Here is a 9,679-nt window from a genome sequence, read left to right as displayed (position 1 = left end):
CGCCTCCGTCTGGAGGGTGAGGTGCTCACGCGGCCCCGGCAGCCCCAAGGCCTCGCGCGCGCTCTCACTCAGCTCCTGGCCCAGGGGGATGGCGTGCCGCAGGGCCTCTTCGAGGTTCCCCTCCTCGAACATGTCGAAGAGGCGGCGCACGTACTCCGCCTTCCGCTGCCGCGCCCACTCGCCGAGCAGGGTGTTGTTCATCATCCAGTCGGACAGCCTGTCCCAGGGACTCGGGCCCGAAGGGACGGCGGGAGTGGACGGCGGCAAGGCCGGTGGTGACGCTTCACGCGAAGGCCCCCGAAACATCGAGGCCAGTCGCGCCCGCCATCCGGACGAAGGGGGCCCCTGCCGCGCTTCGCGCGCCCGTGCCCCCGAGAACGCCGCTCCGAGCCGCGCCAGCCATCCTGGCCGGCCTCCTCCGGACTCGCCACGTCCGCGCGCCGACGCGCCCTGAGGGGAGAACTCCGCGAGCAGCCGCGCCAGCCATCCCTGGCGAACGAGCGCGTCACCACCGCCGCCACGCGCCGCCGTCCCGTCGGGGAAGAGCTTCTCACGCAGCCGAGCCCACCATCCCGGACGGCGCGCCCCAGCGGCGGCGGGAGCGCGGCGCCCCTCCATGCGCGCGAGCATCTCCTGGGCTTCAACTGACGGCTCGGGCACGCCGGGACCGAAGCGCTCGCGAGACGGCGGCGGCAAGGGCTCCAGCACGGGCACGGGGGGCGGCGGCGCGCCCAGCGTCCGCGGGGCACGGAGCGCCCATTCGGAGACATCGAGCCAGGCGGCCACCTCCACCCGCGGCATCGCGCTGGCGGAGAACACCTGGGCACGTCCGCTGAGCACCAGCAACACCGTGCCTTCATGGAGGCTCGGGTGCCGGCGCTCCGATGGAGACAAGGGCGCCGAGGAGAGGAGGCCGTCCTCGCGCGTGAGCGGCAGCCCCGGCGCGGCTTCACACGCCACCGCGCGTGGCGCGGACATCTCCACAAGATATCCACCCGCCACGGCGTGAACAGACATGCCGGGCGCCCACATCGCCAGAATCCGGCGGCGCGCCTCCGCCTCACCGAGCAGGGCCGGGTCGAGCCAGAAAGCCGAGGCCCGGACCGTGCCCCGGTGCACCTGCTGCCGGGGCCGCGGGCCGGCACGCGCCGCGCTCATACCCCGCCTCCTGTCTGGAGACGGCACAGCACCGTGCCTTGCTCCAGGTGGTACAGCACCAACTCGCCCTCCGCCGTCAGCCACGCGAGCACGGGCACCGCATGACTGGCCTCCGCGTGGACCACGTTGGCGGCGGCCACCGTCAGCTTGGACTGGTGCCGCGGCCCCACGCTCCAGAAGGTCCGCTGGTCCGGGTCGAGCGCCAACAGCCCGGCCTCCCCTCGCGCCTGCTGACACGTTCCGACGCCCACGGCTCGGAAGCCCGGGCGCAGCGTCACGAAGGGCTCCGAGTTCCGGTGATGCAAGCGCCACACGCCGGGGCTCTGGTTCACCGCGAGCAACCCAGCATCCGGGTGGCCTGGATGAGCTGACGCGCCGAACCAGACAGCGTCGCCCCGCGAGTCCTCCAGTGGCACCTGGCGCACCTCCTTCGCGCTCACGATGCACAGTCGCATGCAGCTCCCGGCCTCCGCCTTCCCGTCGCGCGTCACGAAGACGCTGGCGCCCTTCACGTGCGCGGCGGCGATGACCCGCTGTGCCACCTGGGCGGAGTCCACGCGGCGGGAGTCGGAGTCCTCCTCGAAGCAATGGAGCGTGTCGTCCAGACCGGCCAGGAGCACGCACTCCCGCTGGGAGGCATCAAGATAGGTCGTCAGCCGGCCGGGTGGCTGTCCCAGCGCGGGAACAGGTGGATGCGCCTGCGTATCGCGCAGCGTCCAGGGAAGCGCCGCGGGCCCGCGCTTGTGGCTCCTGGCCTGATGTTGCAGCCGTCCCCGGAAGGCATAGGCGCGCCCCTTCCGCGTCAGCACGAGCAGCCCGCCCTGGCGCCGCCACCCCGCGCCCAGGAAGGTCTCATCACTCCGAGGATTCATCCGCTGGGGCCGCGCGAGGGTGGCGCGAGGGGAGTTGGGCAGCGCCATGGCGCCGACGCCGCCCCCGTCAAGGAAGAGCATCAACCGGCGACCATCCGCGGAGAAGGAGAACCCCGACACCCGCGCGTGCTGGACGGTCCTCACGGGCGCGGCGACGCGGGCGCGGAACGGGTCCCTCAACAGCCGTACGCTGTCATCCGGCGACGGCAGGTCGAGCAGCACGGAGCGCGGCGCGCGCGCGGCGGGGCGCACCTCCACCGCGAGCTGACGCACCTCGGGCGCCAGGACTTCGGAGACCTCGATGCGCGAGAGCGCCTCCGCCCCCTCGAGCCGGGACAGGCGGGCAGCCCCCACGAGCCAGGCGTCCGCCGTCCGCGCGTCGAGCTCGAGGGCTTCGCGCCAGGCCGCGAGCCGCTCAGCCGAGGGCGACGCGGTGTCACGCGCGTTCAACCAGGCGCCCAGCGTGGCGGGCGTCACCTCCATGAACCCGCCGCGCTTCGGGTCTGCCTGAAGCACGCCCCACGCGAACGTGGCGCCCGCGGCCTCCGCCCTGCGCGCCATGACGATGAGCAACGCGAGGTGCGCGATGCGCGGAGCGCCGAGCTGGTCCGGGCCCGCGTCGAGCAACACCACCGTGCGCCGCGCACGCCGGGGCTGGCGGAACGAGGGCTTGAGATAGGACAGCTCTCCGAAGGCGGCGCGGCGCACCAGCTCGTCGGGGGCCTCCAGCGCCCACAGCCATTCACTCACCAGCAACCGGTCGAAGGCGCCTCTTCGCGACAGGCCGTCATACCCTTGGGGCTCACCGCCCATCTGCTCCGAGGGCGCCCGAAGCGGCCCCAGCGCCGCGGACAACCGGGCGACCAGGGGGCCCAGACTCAGCGCCACGTCCAACGGGAACGTCGCGAGGATGGACGCCCAGGGGTGCAACGCATGGGGCAACGTGCTCACGGCGTGTCCCCCGTCGTCCCCGTGTCCAGCCAGGCCTGAAGCGTGACACGAGACACGGGCCGCGCGGCGTCCAGGCTGACAAGACACATGGACGCGGGCAGCACCGCCAACTTCGTGCCCATTCCATGCGCATGCGCCACGAACGCACGCTCCAGCAGCGGCGCCGCCACGTCCGGCGCCAACGCACAGGGGAGCAACAGCGAGGGCGCCGCGTCATCCCGCCCCAGGTACACGGCGCCGTCGACCCACGGCAACGACGCCGAGGCCCCGAGGAGCACCAGGAGGCCCGGCCCCGCGACGCCTTCCCAGGTGGCGAGGCCTGCGTCGTCCTCCGCGAGCACCCGGCGAGCGAGCGCCACCGCCACGGGCCCTTCTCCCACGACAGCGAGCGGCTCCAGCGGCTCCGCGCGAGAACACCACCGCACCGGCAGGCGCGCGGCGGCTTCGCCACGCGTCTCCTGGGCGCTCACACCGCCACCTCCGTCGCGGATGACTCAGGCCCTGAAGCACCGGCGGCGAGCACCCCCGCCACCTCCGCGCGCAGCACCTTCAAGTCCTCTGGAAGCGACTCGGGAGCGAAGCCCGCGTCCATCTCCCGCGCCACGCCCTCCAGCTTGAGCCGCCACGCGGCGAGCGCCTCGCCATGGGCCTCCACGGGCCGCTCCGCCAGCAGCGCCTGCCCCGCGGAGGCGATGCGCCGCGCCCGCGCCAGGGGGCCCGCGCTGGCCTCCAGCGCCGCCGCCGGCAAGGCCGGGTTCTCCGTCCCGGCGAGCACGTCCCGCAGCACGTCCCGAGCGAGCGCCTGGGCCTCCTTCGTCGGCACGGCATACACGAGCGGCCACAGGTCCGCGGTCCCCGGCGTGCGCCGGCCCGCGAGCGCGGCGGCGGCGGCGATGAGCTTCTGCACCTTCACCGCGCGGCGGTCGGACAAGGCCACGCCCGCGGCGCGCAGCGTGCGCAGCGCATGGGCCAGGTGGGGGCGCACCCCGGAGAGGTCCGCCTCACGCGCGGCCTGGGCGACCACGTCCAGGGACTCCAGCGAAGTGACGTGCGCGTCCGAGTCCCCCCACAGCGAAGCGCCGCCCGCGAGCAGCTCCTCCAGCCGCGGGTCCGGCACGGGCTCGACGAAGATGCGCGCGAGGAACCGGTCCGCGAAGGCGGCCAGCGACTCGTCTTCCGGCAAGGCATTGGAGGCGCCCACGCAGACGCGCAGGGGGCAGCGCATGCGGGTGTGGCCGCGCCGGAAGGTGCGCTCGTTGAGGAGGCCCAGCAGCGTATTCAGGATGGCGGTGGAGCCGAGGAACACCTCGTCGAGGAAGGCGACCTCCGCCTCGGGCAGCATGCCCTGGGTCTCCGTCTCGATGAGGCCCTCGCGCAGCTTGCGCAGGTCCACGGGGCCGAAGATTTCGGAGGGCTCGGTGAAGCGGCCCAGGAGGTACTCGAAGTAGGAGCCGCCCAGGACGCGAGCGGTGCGCCGCACGGCCTCGCTCTTCGCGGTGCCCGGCGGACCGATGACGAGCAGGTGCTCCCCCGCCACGGCGGAGAGCGCGACGAGCTCCACCATCGCCTCGCGTTCGACCAGGCCCCGGCCCGCACTGGAGAGCGCGTCACGAACGGCGGAGGCGGCGGCTTCGAAGGAGCTGGACATGGAACACCACCCTAACCGCCGGACTTGCTGTCTGAAAGCGCATGCAGGCCCCCTCCCCGCCCTCCATCCGACAGGGCGGAAGTCGCTGAACTGTCCGCGGAGCGGCACTTGGAGTCCCCCGAGGCGACCTCCAGGCATAGACTGCAACGCATGAGAAAGCAGTCGATGTGGGTGGCGGTGGTGGGCGTGCTGAGTGTGGGAACGGACGCGGTGGCGGCAGGCTGGAATGGCTATGCATCGCTGGGCGCCGGCATCACCCTGGACCATCTGAGCGACTTCCGCACGAGGGGCCCGGCGCTGCACGGCTACCTGGGCCTGGAGACCCCACCGGGACTGTCGGTGGGTTTGCTGGCGGAGATCTCCGAGACGTGGGGCCAGCAGTTCCCGGACGCGATGCGGTCGGGACAGTTGGAGCGCGCGCAGCTCGACTACCGGGCGGTGGGCATCGAGGCGCGGCTGCGCTTCTTCCAGGACAAGCCCATCACCCCGTGGGTGGGCGCGCGGCTGTCGAAGAGCTGGGGGAGCACCTTCACGCCGGATGACGTGGGCACGTGGCTGCGGACGAACATCGACACCACGAGCATGGCCTTCCGGGTGGGCGTGGACGGCTGGTTCAGCGACACCTGGGGCGTGTCCGTCTCCACGGGCTTCCAGTTCTGCGACGTGAAGCTGACGTCCAGCGCGCTCAACCAATGCGCCAAGCTCATGCAGTCGGTGATTGCCGGGCCGGTGTTGCGCATCTGAAGCCAGGACCTCGCGCGCCCGTTAGAGTGGGCCCGTCATGAACGCTTCGACGACATCGCCCTCCGCCGTGGGTCCTCGCTGGCTGTACCTGCACGGCTTCGCCTCGGGTCCGGATTCGAAGAAGGGCGTGGCCGTGGCCCGGCACTACGCGGACCAGGGCATCCCGGTGGAGCGGTTGAACCTCCGCGTGCCCTCCCTGGAGCAGCTCCGCCTGAGCGCCATGCTGGACACGGTGCTGGCCGCCATGGGTGGGCCCGAGGAGCGCGTGGTGCTCCTGGGCTCCAGCCTGGGCGGCCTCACGGCGGCCCGGGTGGCGGAGCAGGACGCCCGCGTGTGCGCGCTGGTGTTGCTGGCGCCCGCCTTCCGCGTCGTCCCGCAGCTGCGCCGGAGGATGGGGGACGCGGCGTGGCGGCATTGGCGGACGTCGGGCTGGATTGAGACGGACGACTTCGTCACGCAGCAGAAGGTGCGCATCCATTCGGGCTTCATCGCGGACGCGGAGGCCGTGGATGCCCGGACGGACGGCTGGCCCGACGTGCGCGTGCCGACGCTCATCATCCACGGCCGTCAGGATGACACCTGCGACGTCCGCAACTCGCGCCAGTGGGCGGAGGGCAAGCGCCACGTCCGGCTGGTGGAGGTGGATGACGGCCACGAGCTCACCGATTCACTGCCGCGGATTCTGGAGGAGACGGAGGTGTTCCTCCAGCCGTGGGGCGCCCGGGGGCCGCGCGCTCACAGTTCGATGCCGTAGGCGGTGGCCACCTGCTTCATGAAGCGGAGCATGAAGGGCGGGGTGTCGTTGCCCAACGTCAGGCGCGTGCGCCGGCCGTTCACGGTGAACTCGAGCGTCGTCGTCTGCCCGTCATGTTCGGGGGGAGGCGGTGCGCTTCGGCCCTCCTTGAGTTCGCTCAGTCGGCTCGCCACGATGAGCAGCGTCGTGAGCCGATGGGCGTCGTCCGCGTTCGCCTCGGAGAGGAGCGGGCCGTTGCGCTTGAAACGGCCATCCGCGAAGACCTCGAGCCAGTAGCTCCGCGTGTTGGGCATGCCGGGCGTCTTCTCGAGCCTGAGCACGAGCGCGTCCTTGGAGAACCGCTGCTGGCTCCGCTCCGGATGCTCCAACTGCGAGAAACCTTCGCTCAGCCGCGGCGCGAGCAGTGGCGAGTACTTGAGGAAATCGCTGAACGTGCCTTCGACCACGTCGGCGCACGCCCCCCGCTGCCAGCCGCCGAGTCCCTCGATGCGGTAGAAGACCTCGTCGACGTACCACTGTCCCTCGGGGTTCCAGATGACGACGAGGCGCCTGGCCTGTGACGTCGGCTCGACGCGTGTGGAGAAGTACTGCCGGTCGTCTTTGGGGGAGCGGAGCATCCCCTCGAGGTCTCTCGGCAGCAGCTTCTGGAGCGTGCTCCCGCGAATGGCCTGCGCCTTGAAGTATGCGCCCAGCGTCGTCGCGGGCTTCTGCTCGCGGAAGTACGGGAGGAAGTCGAGCTCGGCGGACAGTGGCTCAAAGCCCTCGGGCGGGATGAGCTCGCACCGTTCGATGAAGGGCTGGTAGTCCTCGCGCCCCATGCCGTAGCGCTTCCCGTCCGAGCCGATGTGGACGTCGTTCTTCGCGTTGGGGTCGCCGCAGTTGACCTGATGGTAGAGTTCGAAACGCCAGGTGGGAGCCATTTTGGCAGGAGCCCCTTTCTTGGGAGTCACGGACCGGGTGTCCCCGGGCGCCGCGCCGAGGAGGGGACACGCCAGGAGGATGACGACGGCGAGCCGGTGAAGTCGCGACATGACTCGCAGTGAACCATGTCGGGAAATCCTGGGGATAGGGCTTCTTGAAGCGGGAGACGCGCACCTCCGGCGTTGGGGGTGTCGCCCGGTTGAACGCCCGCGACTCAGGGACGGTGCCGCTCCGCCTCATGGAAGAACTGGGTGAGCGAGTAGTCCAGCAGCGACTGACGGGACTGCAGGTACCGGCGGGCGCGCAGGAAGGGCAGCCAGACGCGCCCTCCGACACGCACCTGCGACTCCTCCAGCTTCCGTCGCGGAACCCACGCTCCGCCCAGCCGTCGAACGAGCATGCCGCCCAGGTAGGCCCCCAGGGCTGGAGCGGTGTGCTCGTCGATGAGGTCCCGCGTGTACCGCTCGGGGAAGTTCTCCCTCCAGAAGTAGAAGTCCAGGTCCGTGAGAGACTCTGGCGTCTCGTTCATGATGGAGGGCACCTGGGTGTGCAGCGCCGCCACGAGGCGCTCGGACAGGGCGCCGTAGTCACGACGGATGCGTTCGACATTCTCGACGTCCGGAGGAAGGGCGGCCGGGAGCCACTCCTCCGGCGCTGGCGGCCGGAAGGCGTTGAGCTCGGCGATTTTCGCCTGCCGTTCGCTGATGGCGAACGTGTCCGGCAGCCGTGAGAGGAGCGGCGCCAGGTCCGGGTGGAAACGAGGCTCCACCGGAGCGAGCGCGGCGCTGCGCTCCCTCAGCGTGCGCAGCACCGTGTCGAAGTCGAGGTCTGGCCGCAGGTGGACCTGGGCGCGGGCCTGGGCCACTCGCGCCTCGTCACTCGCGAAGTCCGCGGCGGTGGGCCACAGCACCAGGAGGACGGAGCCGTTGGGCAGCTCCTCCACGAGGTGCGCTGGCGTTGAGAGCATCCGCTCGCGGCCTACGGCCTCGACCAGCTTTGGACCGAAGACGTTGAGCCAGAACAGCTCATAGAGCTTGTCGAAGCCATCCCTGCGAGTGGTCTTCCCATCACGACCGAAGTAGGGAGCCCCCGCGAGTTGGCGATCCGCCATGCCATGGGCCATGGCGTAGTCCACCCGATAGTCCGCGGCCAGGGTCCTGACCATGTCGACCAGCCTGAGGCACCGCCCTCGCTCCGAAAACAACGAGAGGGGTTGAACACCCAGGCTACAGCTCAACTGCGTTCCGGATGGATGGAGATTGAGGTCGAGCGTCAACTCGACCGAGGGTTGTGCGCGGTAAAGCGCGACGGACGTTCCATGCGCATCACGCCGCTCACCCAATGCCTTCTGGATAGAAGCGCGCGAGTATCTTCGCCGTTGCGCGCCCTTCACGACATCCGGCATCCAGCCTTCAGCGTGGGACTCCAGCGCCGCGATGAAGGGCGTGAGCTCGGTGTCCGACCCGGCAGAATGGCCAGGCACCCCGTCCAGCAGGAATCGCAGGCCATCGCCTGCATTCGGTTCGAGCGGACCCATTGCCTTCATCGAAACAGCACCTCCACGCCTTCTGCCCTGCTCTCAGCTCTATTCACGGCACGCTCAAGGGCATCAGGGTCCAATGGCTTGAAGACCTCTTCATAGATCAAACGGACCTTTTTGATTTGCGCCGTCTGTTCGAGTCCAGGTCTACGGATATTCAACGTCTCACCGTAATACCTCAGTGCGGCTCTTGCGTCCGCAACCACTTGAGCAGCCAGGGCATCCCCATCAAGGCCAAGAAGCTCACGACTCTTGAAGCTGAACGTCTCCACGCGGGGCGTCGGGCCAGCATCGGCCCCTGCCTCGATGACGAGCACGTCCGCGAAGCGCAGGTCCACCTTCGCAACACCCACGTGCGTCTCGATGCGAGGCCGGTCGAAGTCCCGGAGCCACCGCCGCTGCGTCCGTGGGAGCGCCGCGTCCGCCTCCAGAATGGCGACCATTTTCTTCTCGAAGGCCAGCCCCCGGGCGTACCTGGCACGCACAAGCTGGTATCCGGCCCACTTCAGCGGCCCCTGCTCCGCAATCCCCTGCTTGAGTTCAGCGGCCCGCGTCTCCAGGTAGGCCACGTAGTCGGCCCAGAGAGGCTCGGCCTTGAGCTCGGCGGGAGCCGCCTTCCGCAGGGCCTGACGGTGCCGCGTCAGCTCCGCCACGTTCATCGACAGGCGCGCTCCCGGGAACTCCGCCTCCCACTGCTTGAACTTCGCCTCCGCCACCGCCGCGGGGAGTCCGGCTGCCTCGGGTGGCCTGGAGGGCCTGCTGCCGCTGCTTCTCCCTCCGCCGCCGCCGGTGGACGCGGCGCTCGAAGGCGCGCGATACCGCACCGCCAACGTCGCCTGCGCTTGAGCCACGTTGCCTCGCGCCTCGTGCAGCGCCAGCGCACCGGCCTCGCCCCACTCCGCCACCAGAATGGCCGCGTCCCGGCGCTGCTGGAGGTGCCGGGCCAATTCGCCCACGGCGCTCTCCCCAAGTCGCGCCTCCAACCGCTCCAGCACGGCCTTCAGCGCTTCCACGCGGGGCACCACCGCCTGAAGCCGCGCCCCCTCCTGCCTGGAGAGGCCAGCTTCACGGAAGGCGCGCGCCCCCTTCCC

8 protein-coding genes and 1 pseudogene are annotated in these 9,679 nt (G+C 70.7%); 2 read left to right on the top strand and 7 right to left on the bottom strand.

Annotated features, from left to right (window positions below; translation table 11 throughout):
• The 4 genes from G4D87_RS26850 to G4D87_RS26835 form a co-directional block, all read right to left on the bottom strand.
• A partial coding sequence (locus G4D87_RS26850) for a bpX6 domain-containing protein (RefSeq protein WP_275902304.1) occupies nucleotides 1–1,158 on the bottom strand: 1,158 nt, incomplete at its 3' end.
• Nucleotides 1,155–2,981, bottom strand: coding sequence for an amino acid adenylation domain-containing protein (locus G4D87_RS26845; protein ID WP_163785298.1), 1,827 nt, complete (start codon nucleotides 2,979–2,981; stop codon nucleotides 1,155–1,157). The genes G4D87_RS26850 and G4D87_RS26845, both read right to left, overlap by 4 nt.
• Complete coding sequence (locus G4D87_RS26840) at nucleotides 2,978–3,451, bottom strand: bpX5 domain-containing protein (RefSeq protein ID WP_205507738.1); 474 nt, start codon at nucleotides 3,449–3,451, stop codon at nucleotides 2,978–2,980. Before G4D87_RS26840 ends, G4D87_RS26845 begins: the two co-directional genes overlap by 4 nt.
• Nucleotides 3,448–4,629, bottom strand: coding sequence for an AAA family ATPase (locus G4D87_RS26835; RefSeq protein WP_163785296.1), 1,182 nt, complete (start codon nucleotides 4,627–4,629; stop codon nucleotides 3,448–3,450). Before G4D87_RS26835 ends, G4D87_RS26840 begins: the two co-directional genes overlap by 4 nt.
• Before the next feature lie 150 nt (nucleotides 4,630–4,779).
• Between G4D87_RS26835 and G4D87_RS26830 the strand changes: the two genes are divergently transcribed.
• Nucleotides 4,780–5,373: a hypothetical protein gene (locus G4D87_RS26830; protein WP_163785294.1), complete on the top strand. Its 594-nt coding sequence runs from the start codon at nucleotides 4,780–4,782 to the stop codon at nucleotides 5,371–5,373.
• Between the two features lie 37 nt (nucleotides 5,374–5,410).
• Nucleotides 5,411–6,127, top strand: a complete 717-nt coding sequence (locus G4D87_RS26825) for a YqiA/YcfP family alpha/beta fold hydrolase (protein ID WP_163785292.1) — start codon at nucleotides 5,411–5,413, stop codon at nucleotides 6,125–6,127.
• Here the strand turns inward: G4D87_RS26825 and G4D87_RS39025 are convergent.
• The 3 genes and pseudogenes from G4D87_RS39025 to G4D87_RS26810 form a co-directional block, all read right to left on the bottom strand.
• Nucleotides 6,109–7,047 (bottom strand): hypothetical protein, encoded by a 939-nt coding sequence (locus tag G4D87_RS39025; RefSeq protein ID WP_205507737.1) that lies wholly within the window; start codon nucleotides 7,045–7,047, stop codon nucleotides 6,109–6,111. The genes G4D87_RS26825 and G4D87_RS39025 overlap by 19 nt on opposite strands.
• Before the next feature lie 215 nt (nucleotides 7,048–7,262).
• Nucleotides 7,263–8,594, bottom strand: a complete 1,332-nt coding sequence (locus tag G4D87_RS26815) for a hypothetical protein (RefSeq protein WP_371928600.1) — start codon at nucleotides 8,592–8,594, stop codon at nucleotides 7,263–7,265.
• Nucleotides 8,591–9,679, bottom strand: a pseudogene (locus G4D87_RS26810) (hypothetical protein); the annotation flags it as partial. The gene G4D87_RS26815 and the pseudogene G4D87_RS26810, both read right to left, overlap by 4 nt.

The organism is Myxococcus vastator, assembly GCF_010894475.1.
In the GTDB taxonomy this organism is placed as follows: Bacteria; Myxococcota; Myxococcia; order Myxococcales; family Myxococcaceae; genus Myxococcus; species Myxococcus vastator.
Note: the sequence above shows the minus strand (reverse complement) of the source record. Positions and strands in the feature narration are given on the sequence as shown.